This is a genomic window from Herbidospora solisilvae (assembly GCF_009901565.1).
Lineage (GTDB): Bacteria > Actinomycetota > Actinomycetes > Streptosporangiales > Streptosporangiaceae > Herbidospora > Herbidospora solisilvae.
The window spans coordinates 229,966-247,920 of the sequence record NZ_WXEW01000004.1; the positions used below are offsets into that span (position 1 = coordinate 229,966).

At 73.8% G+C, this 17,955-nt stretch carries 13 protein-coding genes; 11 read left to right on the forward strand and 2 right to left on the reverse strand.

The window, feature by feature from the left end; genetic code table 11:
* Window positions 1-94: 94 nt before the first annotated feature.
* From GT755_RS14400 to GT755_RS14430, 7 genes are read left to right on the forward strand one after another with little or no spacing between them, the layout of a single operon-like run.
* Window positions 95-571, forward strand: coding sequence for a nucleotide exchange factor GrpE (locus GT755_RS14400; protein WP_161480225.1), 477 nt, complete (start codon window positions 95-97; stop codon window positions 569-571).
* Complete coding sequence (locus tag GT755_RS14405) at window positions 571-2,154, forward strand: Hsp70 family protein (RefSeq protein ID WP_161480226.1); 1,584 nt, start codon at window positions 571-573, stop codon at window positions 2,152-2,154. The genes GT755_RS14400 and GT755_RS14405 overlap by 1 nt, the downstream gene beginning before the upstream one ends.
* A gap of 7 nt (window positions 2,155-2,161) precedes the next feature.
* Window positions 2,162-4,618, forward strand: coding sequence for a hypothetical protein (locus tag GT755_RS14410; protein ID WP_161480227.1), 2,457 nt, complete (start codon window positions 2,162-2,164; stop codon window positions 4,616-4,618).
* Window positions 4,615-5,709, forward strand: coding sequence for a TRAFAC clade GTPase domain-containing protein (locus GT755_RS14415; protein WP_161480228.1), 1,095 nt, complete (start codon window positions 4,615-4,617; stop codon window positions 5,707-5,709). Before GT755_RS14410 ends, GT755_RS14415 begins: the two co-directional genes overlap by 4 nt.
* Before the next feature lie 3 nt (window positions 5,710-5,712).
* Entirely contained in the window at window positions 5,713-7,890 is a 2,178-nt protein-coding gene (locus tag GT755_RS14420; RefSeq protein ID WP_161480229.1) for a GAP1-N2 domain-containing protein, read from the forward strand.
* Window positions 7,891-9,513, forward strand: coding sequence for a TRAFAC clade GTPase domain-containing protein (locus GT755_RS14425; RefSeq protein WP_161480230.1), 1,623 nt, complete (start codon window positions 7,891-7,893; stop codon window positions 9,511-9,513).
* A gap of 4 nt (window positions 9,514-9,517) precedes the next feature.
* Entirely contained in the window at window positions 9,518-10,396 is an 879-nt protein-coding gene (locus GT755_RS14430; RefSeq protein ID WP_161480231.1) for an ADP-ribosylglycohydrolase family protein, read from the forward strand.
* A 36-nt stretch (window positions 10,397-10,432) separates the two neighbouring features.
* Here GT755_RS14430 and glnA read toward each other — a convergent pair whose 3' ends face one another.
* The gene (gene glnA / locus GT755_RS14435; RefSeq protein WP_161480232.1) at window positions 10,433-11,794 is read right to left on the reverse strand and encodes a type I glutamate--ammonia ligase; all 1,362 of its coding nucleotides are present in this window, start codon (window positions 11,792-11,794) and stop codon (window positions 10,433-10,435) included.
* A 142-nt stretch (window positions 11,795-11,936) separates the two neighbouring features.
* On the opposite strand from glnA, the gene GT755_RS14440 reads away from it, so the two are divergent.
* The 3 genes from GT755_RS14440 to GT755_RS14450 are packed head-to-tail and all read left to right on the forward strand — an operon-like array spanning window position 11,937 to window position 15,566.
* A complete protein-coding gene (locus GT755_RS14440; protein ID WP_161480233.1) occupies window positions 11,937-12,842 on the forward strand; it encodes a terpene synthase family protein in 906 nt (301 codons plus the stop codon).
* A gap of 43 nt (window positions 12,843-12,885) precedes the next feature.
* Window positions 12,886-13,647: an expansin EXLX1 family cellulose-binding protein gene (locus GT755_RS14445; protein ID WP_161480234.1), complete on the forward strand. Its 762-nt coding sequence runs from the start codon at window positions 12,886-12,888 to the stop codon at window positions 13,645-13,647.
* Between the two features lie 32 nt (window positions 13,648-13,679).
* Complete coding sequence (locus GT755_RS14450) at window positions 13,680-15,566, forward strand: sensor histidine kinase (protein ID WP_285579341.1); 1,887 nt, start codon at window positions 13,680-13,682, stop codon at window positions 15,564-15,566.
* Between the two features lie 98 nt (window positions 15,567-15,664).
* On the opposite strand, the gene GT755_RS14455 is transcribed toward GT755_RS14450, so the two are convergent.
* The gene (locus GT755_RS14455; RefSeq protein ID WP_161480235.1) at window positions 15,665-16,633 is read right to left on the reverse strand and encodes a DUF5937 family protein; all 969 of its coding nucleotides are present in this window, start codon (window positions 16,631-16,633) and stop codon (window positions 15,665-15,667) included.
* A 97-nt stretch (window positions 16,634-16,730) separates the two neighbouring features.
* Here GT755_RS14455 and GT755_RS14460 point away from each other — a divergent pair, with 97 nt between their 5' ends.
* Entirely contained in the window at window positions 16,731-17,951 is a 1,221-nt protein-coding gene (locus tag GT755_RS14460; protein WP_161480236.1) for an MDR family MFS transporter, read from the forward strand.
* Window positions 17,952-17,955: the final 4 nt, after the last annotated feature.

A 17,955-nucleotide genomic window follows, 5' to 3' on the forward strand; every position in this document is an offset into this window, starting at 1 on the left:
GGCGCCAGGCTTCTCCGGACCCTATCTCCAGGCAGATTCACCACGCGAACCACGGCCGGCCTTCGGCCGTCCGCGTCTCGCTGAACGGATTCGCATGCTTCCTGAGCACGACCTCACCTCCGACCTCGCGGCGACCCTGGCGCGGCTCACGGAGGAGGTCGGACGGGAGCACGAACGCGCCGCCCACCGCGAGCAGATCATCGACCGGCTGCACGCCGAGAACCAGGAACTGCGCCACGGCCTGCTCCAGGAGGCGCTCACCCCGGTCCGCAACGGCCTCTACCGGCTCCACGACACGGTCACCCGCGAGGCGGCCCGGCTGGACCCGGGCCATTCGCGCGCCCTGCTGGAGGCCATCGCCGAGGAGGTCGCCGAGGTGCTGGCCCGGACCGGCGCCGACCGGATCGAGGTGGCCGAGGGGGACGCCTACGACCCCGCGCTCCACCGGCCCGCGGGCACGGCCGAAGGTCCGCCGAACACGGTCGTGAGCGTGGTCAGCGAGGGGTTCCGCTCCGGGGAGCGGGTGCTGCGCAAGGCGGGGGTCGTCATAGGAAAAGAGGAGATCGACTGATGGCCGTGCACGGCATCGACCTGGGCACCACCTACTCCTGCATCGCGAGCGTCGACGACGTGAGCCGGCCGACGGTCCACCGCAACGCCGAAGACGCCGACACGACCCCCTCGGTGGTGTTCTTCGAGACCCCCGACAACGTCGTGGTCGGCCAGACCGCCAAGGACAGCGCGGTCCTCGAACCCGACCTGGTGGTCAGCCGGATCAAGCGCGACATGGGCCTCGACGTCACCCGCACCATGCACGGCCGCCCCTACACGCCCGAGGAGATCTCGGCCTTCGTGCTGCGCAAGCTGGCCGCCGACGCCGAGATGGCCACCGGCTCCCGCGTCGAGGACGTCGTCATCACCGTCCCGGCCTACTTCGGCGCGGCCGAGCGCGACGCGACCCGCAAGGCGGGGCGGATCGCCGGGCTCAACGTGATCGACATCATCTCCGAGCCGATCGCCGCCGCGATCACCTACGGCGTGCTCAACCCGGGCGAAGACTGCCGGATCCTCGTGTACGACCTGGGCGGCGGCACCTTCGACACCACCGTCATCACCCTGACCGGCGGCGACATCGAGGTCGTCTGCACCGACGGCGACCACGAGCTGGGCGGCGCCGACTGGGACGACCGCCTGGTCGAGCTGCTGGCCGAACGGTTCCGGCTGGAACACCCCGACGTCACCGACCCGCTCGACGACAAGCAGACCGAGCAGCAGTTACGCCGCGACGCCGAGGAGCTGAAGAAGTCGCTCACCTCGCGCACGAAGCACACCGTCCGGGTCATGCACGACGGCCGGGTGGCCAAGGCCGAGGTGTCGCGCGAGGACTTCGAGCGGCTCACCCGCGACCTGCTCGACCGCACGGTCGAGATCACCCGCCGGACCCTGGCGACTGCCCGGACGAAGGGGGTCGAGTCGTTCGACCATCTGGTGCTGGTGGGCGGGTCGGCGAAGATGCCGTCGGTGGCCGAGACGCTGGCCAAGGAGCTCGGGGTGCAGCCCCGGTTGCAGGACCCCGACCTCGCGGTGGCCAAGGGCGCGGCCCTGTACGCCTTCGAGGAGACGTACCGGAGACTGCTGGCGGGCGGAGCCCGCGAACAGGCCGAGGAGATGGCCGCCCGCGCGGGCCTCAGCTCGGGCGAGCGGCAGCGCATCGCCGGACGCACGATCAAGACCGTCGCCTCGCGGGCCTTCGGCATCAAGGCCGTCTCGGTGAACACCCGCCGCGAGTACGTCGCCCACCTGGTCCAGGCCAACGACCCGCTGCCCGCCGACGTGACCGAGGGGTTCGCCACCCTCGACGACTTCCAGACCCGGGTCGCCATCGAGGTGATGGAGCAGGCCGGGGCCGAGGCGTCGGAGGCGGTCGAGGACAACAACCGGATCGCCGAGGGCGACCTGGCCATCCCGCCGGGCAAACCGGCCGGGTTCCCGATCGAGGTGACGTTCACCCTCGACACCTCCGGGCTGCTCCACGTGACCGCGCGCGAGCACGAGACCGGCCAGCAGCTCGACCTGAACGTGCAGATCGGCGGCATGACGGAGGAGGACGTCGCCGAGTCGCGGGCGAGCCTGTCGCACCTGACGGTCAGCTGACCCCGCGATGCCCTTCGACGAGGCCCGCTACGTGCGGGAGGTGCTCGATCCGGCCCGCGCGGCGGGCGCTCCGCCCGAGGACCTGCTGGTCCGGTACGCCCTGGGCCGCGACCTCGCCGACGTCGGCGACACGGTCAGGGCCGTGCGGCAGTGCTGGCGGCGGCAGCGCGGCCAGCTCAAGTTCCGGCGGCTCGTCGACCGGCTCGAAGCCGACCACGCCCGGCTGGCCCCGGTCTTCGACGCGGCGGCGGGCGGCGACCTCGGGCCGCTGCGCGGCGCGCTGGCCGAGGCCGGGGCCCGCGACCGCGCCAGGCTGGAGGAGGCCCGGCGGCGGCTCGACGACGCGGCCGGGCGGTTGCGGATGGTCACGCCGGAGGTGGCCGACGGCATCGCCCGCTCGACCGGCTGCGACCTGGAGCCGCTGGCCCGGGAACTGGGGATCGCCGTCGGCGCACCGGAGGCGCTGCCGGCCGTCTCGCCCTATGCCGCCTACGACCGGGTCAGGGACGCGCTCGACACGCTGGGGGTGCGGCACCTGGCCGCCTTCGTGCTCGGCGAGGCGGGGCCCTACCGGGTGCTGCGACCGGCCGGCCTGCCGCTCGCGGCGGTGGAGGCCGACTGGCGGCGGCGGACGCGGGGCCCGTGGACGACGGCGGCAGACACGCTGCTGACCGCGCTGAGGTCCGACCCGGCGGCGCTGATCCGCTACGACCTGGTGACCCGGTTGCGCGAACGGGTGCGCGAGCACCCCTACGACGACACCCTGCTCCGCCACGCCGTCGACGACCTGGGGCTCGACGCCGCCGAGGCGCGGCGGCTGGTGTTCGCGGTGCGGCAGGAGACCGGCGTCGCGGGCGGGCCCCTGGCCCGGCTGCGGGAGCTGGCCGACGCCGGGGAGATCCACGCCGCGGCCGACCTGGCCGCGACCCTGACCGGGCTCGACGGGCCCGGCGCGGAGCTGGCGGCCGAGATCCGGGCCCGGCTGGCCGCCGCCGAGGCGCTGCGGGACAAGGCGCTGGCCGCCCGCGACTCGGACGAGGCCTGGCTCGCGCTGGCCGACGCGCTCCGCCGGGTGCCCGACCTGCCCGGGGCGGCCGACCTGCAGCGGCGGCTGGCCCCGCTGCCCGCCGAGGACGTGACGGCCACGGCCGACGACGCGTCGGTGGTCGTGACGTGGCGGCCGTCGAGGTCGAAGGCGGGCGAAATATCGTACGAAATCCTGAGAAATGGTGTTCCCATCGACGGTGGCGAGCCGTTCCGCGTGACCGACCCCGCGCCGCCGGTCGACGAGCCGGTCGTCTACGGCGTGGTGGCCCGCCGGGGCGCCGCCGCCGCCCGCGTGACGACCGCACCGCCCGTCACGGTGCGGCCCGAGGTCGCCGACGTGCACGTGCGGGCGGGCGACGGCGTGGTGACCGGCCGCTGGACCCGGCCTCCCCTGGCGGCCGGAGTCGTGGTGACCCGCGACGGGACGCCGATCGAGATCGACGGCGACGGCTTCGCCGACCGGAGGGTGCGCAACGGCACCGGATACGTCTACCTCGTCAAGGCGGTCTATTCGGGCGGCGTGACGACGGCCGGGGTCCGCGCCCGCGCCACCCCGCACGCCCGGCCGGTGCCCGTCGAGACGTTCACCGTCGAGCCCGCGCCCGACGGCCAGGTGCTTTTGCGCTGCGCGCCGCCGCCCGCCGGGCACGTCGAGTTCCGGCTGCTGGAGACCGCTCCGCCGTGGCCCTACGGCACCACGGTCTCCCTGGCCGAGGTCCGCGCCACCGGCCGCGCGCTGGCGGTGCTGCCCGCGCCCGACGGCCACCTGGTCAGGGCGGGGTCGGGGGTGCTGCTGGCGGTGACCGTGGCGGGCGACCTGGCCACGATCGGCGGCGCGCGGGAGCACGTCAACCTCACCCCGCCGCGCTCGGTGACCGTCGAGCGCCTGGGCCGGACGGTCCACGTCGGGCTCGACTGGCCGGCCGACGTGCCCGAGGTCGAGGTGGTGGTGAACGGCACGGCGACGCTGGTCAGCGCGGCGTCCTACCGAGCGCAGGGCGGCATCCGGGTCGACGTGGCCGAGGACGAGCCGGTGACGGTCGAGGTGGTGCCGACGGCGCTGGTGGGCGGGGTGCGGCTGCGCGGGCCGGGCCTGTCCCGGTCGCTGGAGGCCGCCACGCCGGTGCGGTACGACCTGTCCCGGACCGGGCCGTTCTGGCGGCGGCGGCTGGTCGTCGAGGTCGACGCGGAGCGGCCGGTCTCGGTGGCCCGGCTGGCGCTGGTGCTGCGGCCGGGGCGGGTGGAGCCGCTGTCGGAGGATCAGGGCACTGTGCTGGCCGAATGGACGGAGGTGCGCACCCCCGCCCGGTTCGAGATCGCCGCGCCCCGGCGGGCGAAGCCGTACTGGCTGAAGTGCTTCGCCCCCGGCGTCGAACTGGTCGGGCCGCCGGTGCGACGGCTCAAGGTGGGATCATGATCACCTGTCCCTACTGCTTCGCCCGGGTGGCCGAGGACCGGATCGCGTTCCGGTGCTCCGGCGGCTGCGAGCCCGTGGCCGACGAGCTCCTCGGACGGCTGCGCGGCGGCGCTCCCCCGTCGTTGCCGCCGGTCTTCCAGGTGCGGCGGCCGGGGCGGCGGGCCGACTGCCCCACGTGCGGGCGCGACACCGGGCGGCGGGTCTGCCCGGAGTGTCACAGCGGGCTGGCCGCCGAGTACTGCGCCAACCCCGGCCGGATCGTCGCCCTGGTGGGGGCGAAGGGGTCGGGCAAGAGCACGTACATCGCGGTGCTGCTGCACGAGCTGATGAACCGGGTCGGCGCCGAGCTCGACGCGTCGCTGGTGCCGTGCGACGACCGGACGATCGAGCGCTACCGCCGCGACTTCGCCCGCCCGCTCTTCGGAGAGCACCGGTTGTTGCGGGCCACCCAGTCGGCGGTCACCGACACCCTGCGCGACCCGCTCGTCTACCTGCTGACCCGGACGGTGAAGGGCCGGTTCCGGAGCCGCCGGGCGGCGCTGACGCTGGTGCTGTTCGACACGGCCGGCGAGGACCTGCGCAGCCGCGAGGTGACCGAACGGCACCTGCGCTACCTGCGGGCCGCCGATGCCGTGGTGTTCCTGGTCGACCCCTCCTCGTTGCAGAAGCCGTCGGACGACCCCGACAGCGACCCGGTGAACGTGATCGCCCGGGTGACGGAGCTGCTGCGTACCGGAGACGGGCCGTTGAAGATCCCCGTGGCGGTGGCGCTCAGCAAGATCGACGCTCTGCGGCGCGAGACGTCCTCGGCGCTGCACCGGTCGCGGACTCCCTCCGGGGCATTCGACCTCGACGACCACGAGGGCGTGCACGAGCAGGTCCGGGCGCTGCTGGAGAGCTGGCAGGCCGGGGGGCTCGACCGCTACCTGCGGCAGAACTACGCCGACTTCGCGTTCTTCGCGTTGTCGTCGCTCGGCGAGGTGCCCGGCGAGGCCGAGGTCGGCCCCGGCGGCATCCGCCCCTATCGGGTGGAGGATCCGCTGCTCTGGCTCCTGCACCGGTTCAAGATGCTCGACGGCGTGCGGAGGTAGGTCATGGCCTGGCAGCTCCACTACACGTCGGCCGAAGCGGGGCCCTCGGGCCGTTCGGGGTTCCAGGTGACCGCCGAGACCCCCGGCCTGCCGCCCGTCCTGCGGGAGCGCAGCGCGCCCTACCTGGTCTACCAGCCCCCGCCGGACGCCCCGCTCGCACCGACCCCCGCCGAGATCGCCGCGCTGCCGGTCGCGATGTCCTACGGGTCCGGGGTGCTCGCCCGGTGCGTCTACCTGGGCCAGGACTATTCCGGACGATATGGGAACTTCCTTGCGCACGCGGTGGTGCCAGGCGAGGGAGAGCTGGTCGGGCTGCGGCCGATCGAGTTCTGGGAGGCTGATTGGTGGGCCTCCGCGCCTTCCGGGAGTTTCGAACTGCCGACGCTGGAGCCGTCCGCCGGTCCTTTCCTCGACCCCGAGGGGCTGGTGGCGTGGCTGGCCGCCCTCGGCCCTGATGCCTATGTGCGGCTCGGCGGGCTGCTGGAGGCGGTGCGGCTGTTCCTCACCCGGGGGCACGGGCGGCTGGTGCTGGTCAGCGCCGACGTGGCCGAGGTGGTGCGGTGGATCGCGGTGGTCTCCTTCTCGTTGCCGTGGGCGTCGGCGATCCGGTTGTCGTTCACGACGTACACGGCCGACCCCGCCTCGTCAGGCCAGGTCATCGCCGGGACCACCCCCGACGTGTGGATCCCGCCCGACGTCGACGCGACCGTCGTCCGGCTCGACGAGCCGCCCGCGCCGGTGCGCACCGGGCGCTTCGCCGGGACGGTCGCCGGGTTCTGGCGGCGCGGCGACCTCGACGGGCTCGACGCGCTCGGCGAACTGGGCGACGACCCCGAGACGGCGGCGGCGCTGCTGGCGCTCTGCCGGGGCGACCACACGGTCTCCCCCGAGGAGCAGAGCGCGATCGCCCGGCTCTCCGCGCCCGGCCTGCCCGACTGGGCGTGGCAGCGGCTGGCGTCCCAGGCCGGGCTGCTGACCTACGACCTGGCCGCCGCGGTGGCCGTGCACGCCGCCGAGGGCGCGGCCCGGTGCGTGTCGCTCGCGCTGCGCGACCCGGCACTCCCGTTGCCGGTACGGCTCCCGCCCCTCGGCCACGCGTCCGCGCTCGGAGCCGAGGCCACCGCCGCGTTGCGGTCGGCCCTCACCCCCGCCCAGGTGGCCGGGATCACGCGGGTGGCCGACGCCTGCGACCTGCCGGTCGACCCGGCCGAGGTCGAGTCGGCGGCGGCGCGGGCCGTGCCCGGCAACCAGGAGGAGGCGGCGGCCGAACTGTCCCGCGTGCCCCCGGCCTGGCGCGGGGCGGTGATCGCCGGATACGTGGCCGGGCTGGAGGCCGTCCCCGGCGAGGTGAGCACCACCCTGTGCGGCCTGCTCGCCGGGGCCCGCCGCGACTGGCGCCGCGCCCCCCGCACCGGCGTCGCGGTGCTGCGCTGGCAGACGCTGCACGGCGGCCGCGACCGCGTCGAGACCACGGCCGAGCTCATGGACCGCGCGTTCGACGGCTTCCGCGAGCAGGTCCTCCCGTCGCTCTGGACCACGCAGCCGACGCCGGGCGAGATCGGCCGCCTGGTCGACCTCCTCGGCCCCCGCATGGACGCCAGCCCGACCCTGGGCGAACTCCCCGGCCGCGCCTTCGTGAAGGCGGGCCTGTCCAGCGGCGAGACCCTGGCACTGGCCGAACGGGTCCGCGACGGCCTGCCCGGCTACCCCGCCGACGACGCCGAGGCCACCCTGATCGCCGCCCGCCTGCCGTCGGCCCCCACCCCGGTGGACGCCGCGAGCGCGATCGACCGCCTCACCGACCTGACCCGGGAGGGCAACGCCGAACTCGCCGAACTGACCCGGGCGACGGCGGCGAAGGTGCTCGCCACCCGCGACCCCCGTTTCCGCTCGACGGTCGCCAAGGCCGTCACCGACGCCACCCGCCGCTGGCTGATCCCCGAATGGCTCAAACCCCGCCGCAACCGCGACCAGCAGATGGCCCTCCTGGAGATCGCGATCAGGATGCGCGTCGCCGGGGTCATCGAACCCCGCCTGGACGCCTGGGCCCGCTCGGAGGTCAACAACTGGGGCCGCTTCGGCTCGATGGAGGCCCGCTTCAAACAGGACGCCGAACTGGCCGCCGGCCTGCGGGAACTGGCCGGCCAGCGGCGACGGCTGTTCGGGCGCGGAGAACGGTAGATGTGGTGGCTCGTCCTCGCCGGCTTCTGGCTTCTCGCCATGTGGGCGGCCTTCGCGTTCGTCTTCCCGGTGGTCTTCGCCGTGACCGTGGCGGTGGCGGTGCTGGGGGCGCTGGGGGCGTACTTCACGACGGCGGCCCGCGTCCTGCTGCCCGACCGGGGGGTGCGCGCCCCGCCTGAGGGCGCCGAACCCGCCTACCGGCACTACCTGGTCTCCCAGGTCTGGCAGGACTGGTGGTCGGTCCTGTCCGGGGCGGTCCCCCTCGTCGACGGGCGGGTCCGGCGGCTCGTCCGCGCCCTGACCAGGCTCCTGATGTCGGACGAGCGCCGCTACGTGCTCTTCCCCCTGTGGCTCGCGGTCATGGCCGGCCTCCTGGCGGCGCTGCTGCCGCTGACCGTGGTGGCGCTGCTGGTCACGGCCGCCTACCTGGTGACGGTGGTGACCGGCCTGCTGGCCTGGCTGGCGTTCGCCGGCGTGCTGCGCGGCCTGGAACAGTCGGTGATGCTGCTGCGGCGCATCCTCCAGGCCTGCCCCTACCCGGGCTGCTACGCCCGGATCGACCGGCCGGTCTACGCGTGCCCGTCGTGCGGCGCCCGGCACCGGGCACTGCGCCCCGACCGCAACGGCGCGTTCCGGCACGTCTGCCGCTGCGGCGCCCGGCTGCCGACCACGATCCTGCTCGGCCGCCACCGGCTGCGGGCCCTGTGCCCCCACTGCGGCCGGACGTTGCCCGGCAAGATCGGCAAAGTCCGCGTGGAGCCCGTCCCCCTGGTGGGCGGACCCGACGCGGGCAAGACGACCTTCCTGGCGGTGGCGGTCGACGCCCTGCGGGAGACGGCCGGCGCCCGGTTCGTCGACCAGGGCGACGAGCAGACCTTCCTCCGGCTGCGTGACCAGCTGGCGGCCGGGACGATGACCAAGACCGGCACCCAGTTGCCGAAGGCGGTCATGCTCGACGTCTCGGCCCGCATCCTGTACCTGTTCGACCCTTCAGGGGAGCACTACACCGGGGCCAGCCGGGTCGAGGCGATGGGCTACCTGGCCCACGGGGAGGCGATGGTCCTGCTGATCGACCCGTTCGCGCTGCCCGCAGTCCAGGACAGCCTGGTCCCGGCCGACCGCGACGTCCTGACGGCCGGGGGCGTGGTGCCCTCACGGGAGGACCCGGCCGACACCGTCCACCGCGTCCGCAACGAGCTGTCCACCCGCGCGGACGGGGGCCGCCAGCGGCGGATCGCGGTGGTGGTGACCAAGGGAGACCTCCTGGACCGGACGACGACCGGGCAGGGGGCGTCGGAGGACCCGCGGGCGTGGCTGACGACGATGGGCATGGGGAACCTGGTCCGCGACCTGTCGAACCGGGGGTCGGAGGTGCGCTACACGACCTCCGGCCTGCCGCCGAAGCCGGACGAGATCGCGGGCCTCCTGACGTGGCTGACCGGCCTGAACGGCGAACGCCGAGCCGACGGGGCGGCGGGGGAACCGTGGCGGCCCCGCGCCAGGCCCGAGGGGCGGCCGCCGCTGAGCTACACGGTGGTACGACGGCTGCTGTTCGCGGCCAGCGCGCTGCTGAGCGCGGGCGCGGTGGCCGCGGCGATCCTCTGGCTCACCGCCAGATCGTGATCGAATGGAGGGGATGTCCCCCTCCCTCGCCCGTGCCTCCCTGCTCGGCCTCGCCCTCGGTGACGCCTTCGGCTCCCAGTTCTTCGTCCCCGCCAACCGCCCCCATCTGTCCGCCCGCACGCTCCCGCCCGCCCCCTGGCAATGGACGGACGACACCGAGATGGCCTGCTCGGTCCACGACGTCCTGACCAGAAGAGGCGCCGTCGACCAGGACGATCTCGCGCACGCCTTCGCCACCCGCCACGACTTCGACCGGGGCTACGGCCCGGCCACCAACCGGCTGCTGCGCCTGGTCAGAGAGGGCGGCGACTGGCGCGAACTCGCCACCGGCCTCTTCGACGGGAACGGCTCGTGGGGCAACGGCGCCGCGATGCGGGTCGCCCCGCTGGGCGCCTGGTTCGCCGGCGACCCGGCCAGGGCCGCCGCGGAGGCCGCGTCGTCGGCCGAGGTCACCCACGCCCACCCGGAGGCGGTCGCGGGTGCGGTCGCCGTGGCCGTCGCGGCGGCGCTCGACCCCTCGCTCCCCGCGGGGAGGTTCCTCGACCGGATCATGGAGCACGTCCCGCCGGGCCTGGTCCGCACGGGCATCGCCGAGGCCCGCGGACTGCTGACGATCGCCGACCCGCTGCTGGCCGCCCGCATGCTCGGCAACGGCCGCCGGGTGACCGCCCACGACACGGTCCCGTTCACGTTGTGGGTCGCGGCGCGGGAGCGCCGGGACTTCGCGAAGGCGATGTGGACGACGGCCTCGGCGGGCGGCGACGTCGACACGACGTGCGCGATCGTCGGCGGCGTCATCGCGGCCGCACCGGACGTGGCCCTGCCCGCCGAGTGGACGGCACGGTGTGAGCCGCTGCCGGACTGGGCGGGTGTCGTCCGTTGAGAAGGAGGGGCCGATGTCGCACCGGCCCCGATCCCGCTACAGGACGGGCAGGTAGCGCCCCAGTTCGAACTCCGTCACCTGGCGCCGGTACTCGCGCCACTCCGACCGCTTGTTGCGCAGGAAGTAGTCGAACACGTGCTCCCCGAGCGTCTCCGCCGCGAGCTCCGAGTGCTCCATCGCCGAGATGGCCTCGTCGAGCGACTGCGGCAGGGGGTGGATGCCCAGTGCCCGCCGCTCGCCCGAGGTCAGCGCCCACACGTCGTCTTCGGCCCCGGCCGGGATGTCGTATCCCTCTTCGATGCCCTTGAGGCCGGCCGCGAGGATCATCGCGTAGGCCAGGTAGGGGTTGCAGGCCGAGTCGAGCGAGCGGAACTCGATGCGGGTCGAGCCGCCCTTGTGCGGCTTGTACATCGGCACCCGCACCAGGGCCGACCGGTTGTTGTGCCCCCAGCAGATGTAGGAGGGCGCCTCGCCCCCGGCCCCGGCGATGGCCTCGGTGTCGCCCCACAGCCGCTTGTAGGAGTTGACCCACTGGTTGCACACGGCGGTGATCTCGGCGGCGTGCTTGAGCAGGCCGCCGATGAAGGAGCGGCCGACCTTGGACAGCTGGTAGTCGGAGCCGGGCTCGTAGAAGGCGTTGCGGTCGCCCTCGAAGAGGGACATGTGGGTGTGCATGCCCGAGCCGGGGTATTCGGTGAACGGCTTGGGCATGAACGAGGCCCAGACGCCCTGTTCGAGCGCGACCTCCTTCATGACCAGCCGGAACGTCATGATGTTGTCGGCGGTCGACAGCGCGTCGGCGTAGCGGAGGTCGATCTCCTGCTGGCCGGGGGCGCCCTCGTGGTGGCTGAACTCCACGGAGATGCCCATGGCCTCCAGCATCATGATCGCGTTGCGGCGGAAGTCGTGGCCGGCGCTGTGGGGGGTGTGGTCGAAGTAGCCGCCGTCGTCGATCGGCTCGGGACGCACGCCCTTCTCCGGGCGGTTCCTGAGCAGGAAGAACTCGACCTCGGGGTGGGTGTAGAAGGTGAAGCCCATGTCGGCGGCCCGGGCCAGGGTGCGCTTGAGCACCCAGCGGGGGTCGGCGTGGGACGGGGAGCCGTCGGGCATCAGGATGTCGCAGAACATCCTGGCCGCGCCGGGGGTCTCGCTGCGCCACGGGAGGATCTGGAAGGTCGACGGGTCGGGCTTGGCGAGCATGTCCGACTCGTAGACGCGGGAGAACCCCTCGATGGCGGAGCCGTCGAAGCCGATGCCCTCCGCGAACGCGCCTTCGAGCTCGGCGGGCGCGATGGCGACGGACTTCAGGAAACCGAGGACGTCCGTGAACCAGAGCCGGATGAACCGGATGTCGCGCTCTTCTAGCGTGCGGAGGACGAATTCCTGCTGGCGGTCCAAGGCGACTACCTCACGAAAGTTCCAAGTCTGGGCACCTACCAGTGTGCCCCTTGTGTGTTTCACATACGTTACGCACCTGCCGTGAGGACACCCCGTCGCGCCTCAGGGACAAGTGCCCAACCCTCACCTACCGTGTCATCTTATGACCCCTGAGCTGCGCATACCTTCGGCTGCGGCCGTTCTGGCCCCGCTCGCGTACGCCCTGCCGCCGGCCCATGGAGAACCGGTCGAGTGCGACACGCGCGCGCTGGGGGCCTGGGCCGGGCTGTACGGGTTGTCGATCTCCGCCCGTCCGCAGCGGCTGGCCGCGCGGGTGCTGCCGGGCAACGAGCTGCTCGCCCGCTGGGTCACCTGGCAGCTCGCCTACGACGACTGGTGCGACGAGGGCAGCGGCAGCCGGGACACCACCGTGCTCGACCAGATGCAGGGCCGGCTGCGCGACGCCGCCCGGACCGGCCGGGCGACCGACGAGCCGCTGGTGGCGGCGTTCGGCGACCTGTGGCGGGTGACGGCGCCCGCGATGAGCCCGGCGTGGGAGCAGCGGTTCGCGGCGCGGATGGAGGCGCAGGCGCAGGCGTGCCGGATGCAGGCGGTGAACCGGTCGATCGGGCGGGTGCCCTCGGCCGGGGAGTACCCGTCGCTCCGGCGGGACGTCTTCGCGGGTCCCGGCGCCGAGATCGTCGAGGGGTGCCTGCGGATCGAGGTGCCGGGACGGCTGCACACCACGCCTCCGTGGCGGACGCTCGTGGAGGCCGTGGTCGACGTGACGGCCTGGTGCAACGACGTGGCCTCGCTCGGCAAGGAGCGCGGCGACCCGCACAACTACCTGCGGGTGGCGGCCTCGCGGATCGGGGTGCCCGCCCCGGCCGAGTGGGTGGCCGACCGGATCGTGGAGCGGGCCGAGGACCTGACCGACGCGGCCAAGGCGCTGCCGGAGGCGTACGCGGAGCTCGGGGTGCCCGACGACGTCGAGAAGGTGGCGGCGGCGCTGTTCGGGGCGCCCCGGGGATATCTGGAATGGCTGCTGGAGTCCCCGCGCTACCAGTGAAGATCTACGTAACGTAATCACCGCGTGTCTCTATGTATCCGGCATGAGGCACGCGAGACGCCGTAAGAGGCCCTGGGTGGCGGCCGCCGTGGCGGCGCTGGTGGCGGCGGTGGTGTTCGTCCAGCTCACCGGCCCGGTCTGCGCTTCGCCCGACCGGCGCGGGCGGGCCTACTTCTACGAGGCGCGCACGCCGGGGAACTGCTCACTGCCCCGCCACGGCATGTTGTTCGCCTCGGTGTCGACGGCCGAGTACGCCGGGTCGGCCGCCTGCGGCGGCTATCTCGACGTGACGGGGCCGACCGGCACGGTCAGGGTGCTCGTGGTCGACCGCTGTCCGGCCTGCGGGCCGGGCGACCTCGACCTGTCGGAGGAGGCGTTCGTCAGCATCGCCGACCGCGACGACGGCAGCGCCGCCATCGCCTACCGGGAGGTGCGCGACCCCGAACCGGCCCGGCGGCTGGCCTTCCGGCTCAAGACGGGCTCGACCGCCCACTGGGCGGCGCTGCAGGTGCTCGACCACGGCAACCGGCTGGCGCACGTGCGGGTGCGCAGCGGGCCCCACTGGCGGGACCTGCGCCGGGGGGCCGACAACTACTGGGTGTTCCCCGAGGAGCCGGGGCCGGGGCCGTACACGATGAGGATCTCCGACGTGTACGGCGGGGAGGCCACCGTCACCGGCGTGCGGCTGCGGCCGGGCGCGACCCAGCGGTTCTCCCAGCGCCTCTACGGCACGCCCCCGCCGATCGTCCGGGCCATCACCACCCCGTCTGACAAAGCGTCACCCGAAATGCCGGAAGTCTGCTGAACTTTCCCTCACCAGGCCCCGTCTCAGAAGCCGTGGAGCTGCCCGAGGAAGAGACCCGGCCCCGATGGATGCGGCTGCCCGACCGGGCGGCCCGGATCCTGGCGGCGGGCATCGCGGGCGCGGCGATCCTCCTGGTCGTGGCCGACCTGGTGCTCGGCGAGCGGCTGCCGCGCCCGGCCGACCAGCCGCTGCCGGTCGCCCCGGAGGACGTGATGGGGGTCGCCTTCTCCGTCTTCGGGGCGCTGCTGGTGCAGCGGCGGCCGAAACTGGTGATCGGCTGGTTGCTGACGCTGGGCGGGCTCGGCGCGGCGGCCAGCGTCGCCTCGGTCACCCTGGCCGCGCTGCTGGTCCAGACGGGCGACCCCGCCCCGGCCGCGCCGCTCGGCCTCTTCTCCCACGGGGTGTGGAACCTGACCACCTACGCCCTCGGCGTGCTGCTGCCGATGCTCTACCCGACCGGGGCGCTGCTGTCGAAGACGTGGTGCTGGCCGGGCGGCTTCGCGGCCGCCGTGCTGGCGGCCGACTGGATCGTGCCGGGCACCGGCGTGCTGCCGCCCCTCATCACGGTGGCGCTGCTGGTGGCGTTCTCGTCGCTGGTGATCAGGTTCCGGCGGGCGGAGGGCGACGAGCGGCGGCAGATCCTCTGGCCGCTGCTGGCCATCGCCTGCCTGAGCGTGCCGTGGATCATCGGCGGGTCGGTCTGGTGGATCACCGCGATCACGATCCCGCTGATCCCCGCCGCGATCACCCTGGCCGTGCTGCGCTACCGGTTGTTCGGCATCGACACCCTGATCACCCGCGCGCTGGTCGGCGCCGGGATGGTCACCGTGTTCGCCTGCGCCTACGTGCTGGCGGGCACCGCCTCCAGCCTGTTCCTGGCCGAGGTCGACCGCTACTTCGGGCTGGTCGTGGCCCTCGGGGCCGGGGTGTTCTTCCACCCGATGAAGCGGGTGCTGCACCGGCTGGCCGACCGGGCCCTCTACGGCACCCGGGGCGACCCGGTCTCCCTCGCGGCCGACCTGCGGCGGCGGCTGCAGCAGAGCGACCCCGTCCACGGCCTGCTCGCCACCCTGGAGACCATCAGAGAGGGCCTGGCCGTGACCGGCGCGGCCCTGGACCTCGACGGCGCCCGCACCCAGTGGGGCGAGTTGCCCGTGGTGGCCCGCCGGGTCGACCTCGTGTGGCACGGCGAACCCGTCGGCACGCTGCTCATCGGCCCGCCCGGACGCCGCCGTTTCCCCGCCGCCCACGACGAGCGGGTGATCGCGGGGCTGACCCCGTACATCGCCGACGCCGCCCACACCATGCGGCTGACCACGGCGCTGCGCCGGTCGCGCGAGCGCATCCTGACCGCCCGCGAGGAGGAGCGCCGCCGCCTCCGGCGGGACCTCCACGACGGCCTCGGCCAGACGCTGAGCGCGATGGCGATGCGCATCACGATGGCCCGCATGAGCCTTGCGGGCAGCCCCGAGACCGCCGACACCCTGCTCGCCGACCTGCGCTGCGGCATGGACGCCGTCTCCGGCGACATCCGCGAACTCGTCTACGGCCTGCGCCCGCCCGCCCTCGACGAGCTCGGCCTGGCCGGCGCGCTCAAGGACCTGGGCCCCGACGAACTGGTCGTCGACGGCGACCTGACCGGCCTCCCGGCGGCGGTCGAGGTCGCCGCCTACCGCATCACCCAGGAGGCCCTCACCAACATCCGCCGCCACGCCGCCGCGACCCGCGCCACGATCACCGTCAGACGAGAGGAGGACCTGGTCCTGGAGATCCGCGACGACGGCACGGGCCTGCCCGCCCGCACCCGCCCGGGCGTCGGCCTCGCGTCGATGCGCGAACGCGCCGCCGAACTCGGCGGGACCTGCGAGGTGCGGAGCTCCCCCGGCGGCACCACGGTCACCGCCCGCCTCCCCCTGTGAATCTCCTTCCGTTACGCTCCGCCCCCCGGCACCGTCCGCCGCCCCCGGCCCCCGCCGCATCCGGCGCTCAGCACCGCTCCCGGCCCGCGCCGCGACGACTAGTGGTGGCCACCCACCAGGGCGTCGCCGATGGCCGTGCGCTGATAGAGCACCTCGCGCCCCAGCCGCCGGCGCGACACCAGCCCGCCGTCCGACAACACCGTCAGGTGCTGCGAGACCGCCCCGGGAGTCAGCTCCATCACCCGGGCCAGCCCCGACGTCGACGCCGGCAGCTCCAGCGCCGTCAGGATGCGGGCCCGGGTGCGCCCGATCAGGGCCGACAACGCGCCGGGCACCTCCTCCGGGTCGCGCTGCCAGAGGTTGCCCATCCCCCGGGCCGGATAGACGAGCATCGGCCGGTAGGGCTCGTGCATGACCGACACCCGGTCGAGCGGCTGGAACACGCTGGGCAGCAGCACCAGCCCGGCGCCGCCCAGCTCGCCCCAGTGGATGCAGCCCTTGTCGGCGATCAGCCGGTCGCCGTGCCAGGTCACCGACGGGTGGAGGGCGGCGAACAGGTCGCGCACCCCGCCCTCGGCCAGCCGCCGCGACCGGTAGAGCACGTCGGCCTCCAGGATGCCGCGCACCTTCGGCCAGAAGTCCTGGAAGACCAGCGTCCAGTACGCCTCCAGCGCGTCACTCACCCACGAGAGCGTCCCGGCCGGGTCGTGGTCGAAGCGGGCGGCCATCCCGGCGCTGCGCGGCGCCGAGCGGGCCACCTCGGCCCGCGCGACCCGGGGGTCGGTGGCCCGGACCCGGGCGAGTTCGGCGGCGAAGTCGGGCTGGTGGGTGTCGGGCGTGGGGGTGAGGAAGTCGGGCACGTATCCGGCGGCGGGCACCAGGCCGGTCAGCTCGCCCAGCCCGAGCGCGCCGAGCCGGTCGCGCACCGCCCGCGACCACGGCGCCTGCGCGGTGTGCAGCGCGGCGCCCTGGACGGCCCGGAGGCTGGCCACGACCTCCCACATGGGCGAGAAGGCGAACCGCGACCGCGCCACGTCACCGGGCGTGAACAACCACTCCACGGCCATGTGTCCCCAACCCCAAAAGTTTGCCCATTTCAGACCATGTTTTAGCAGAGCCTAAATCGATCGCGCCCGCCCGTCCCCGGTCACGACCCTTGTCCCCATGGCCGCACCTCCCGTCCACCGCTCCCCCGTCCGCCGGTTCGTGCACTCCCGCGTCGGCGGGCTGCCCCGAGAGTTCTGGGTGCTGTTCTCCGGGACGGCCGTCAACAAGCTCGGCGCGATGGCGCAGCCGTTCATGGGCATCTACCTGACCCAGTCGCGCGGCGTCTCGGTCGCCATGACCGGGTTCGTGCTCATGTTGTGGGGCTGCGGGTCGCTGCTGTCGCAGCCGGTGGCGGGGTTTCTGGCCGACCGGATCGGGCGGCGGGCGACGCTCACGGGCGGGATGGTCGCCACCGCCGCGACCATGATCTTCCTCGGCTACGCCCGCGACCTGACCGCGATCGCCGCAGGCATGTTCGTGCTGGGGATGGTCGTGGACACCTACCGGCCGGCCTCGCAGGCGATGCTGGCCGACCTGGTGTCGCCGGAGGACCGGCCGCGGGCCTACGGGCTGCTCTTCTGGGCGATCAACCTGGGCTTCTCCGTCGCCATGGTGGCCGGGGGGCGGCTCGCGTCGGGCGGGTTCCTGCTGCTGTTCTGGATCGACGCGGCGGGCTGCCTGATCTTCGGATTCCTGGTCTGGCGGCTGATCCCGGAGACCCGGCCGCCCGCGGCGGAACGGCTGCCCGGCGGCTACCGCGACGTGCTGCGCGACCGGACCATGGTCGCGTTCGTGCTGATGAACCTGGCCTACACGTGCACCTATCTGCAGGCGTTCCAGACGCTGGCCATCGCGATGACCCAGCGAGGGCTGCCGCCGGAGGCGTTCGGCACGGCCATCGCGGTCAACGGCGCGCTGATCATCGTCGTCCAGCCGGTCACCACGGCCTGGCTGACCCGGTTCTCGCCGAGCCTGGTGCTGGCGTCGGGCTTCGCCGTGGTCGGCGTGGGGTTCGCGCTGCAGGCCTTCGCCACCACGACCCTCCAGTACGCCCTGGCCGTCACCGTCTGGACGTGCGGCGAGATCCTCACCGCCGGGATGCCCCTGGCGATCACCTCGGCGCTGGCCCCGCCGCACCTGCGCGGCCGGTACAACGGCCTCTACGGCCTGTCGTGGTCGGTCGGCGCGGCGGTCACCCCCGTGCTCGGCACCCGGCTGCTTGAGCTCGGGCACGAGGCGCTCTGGCTGACCACGGGCGCCCTGGGCCTGGTGGCCGCGGCGGGGCAGGTGCTGCTCGCACGTTCGATCCGTAATAGGACCAGGACACAACAGTCATAATTCG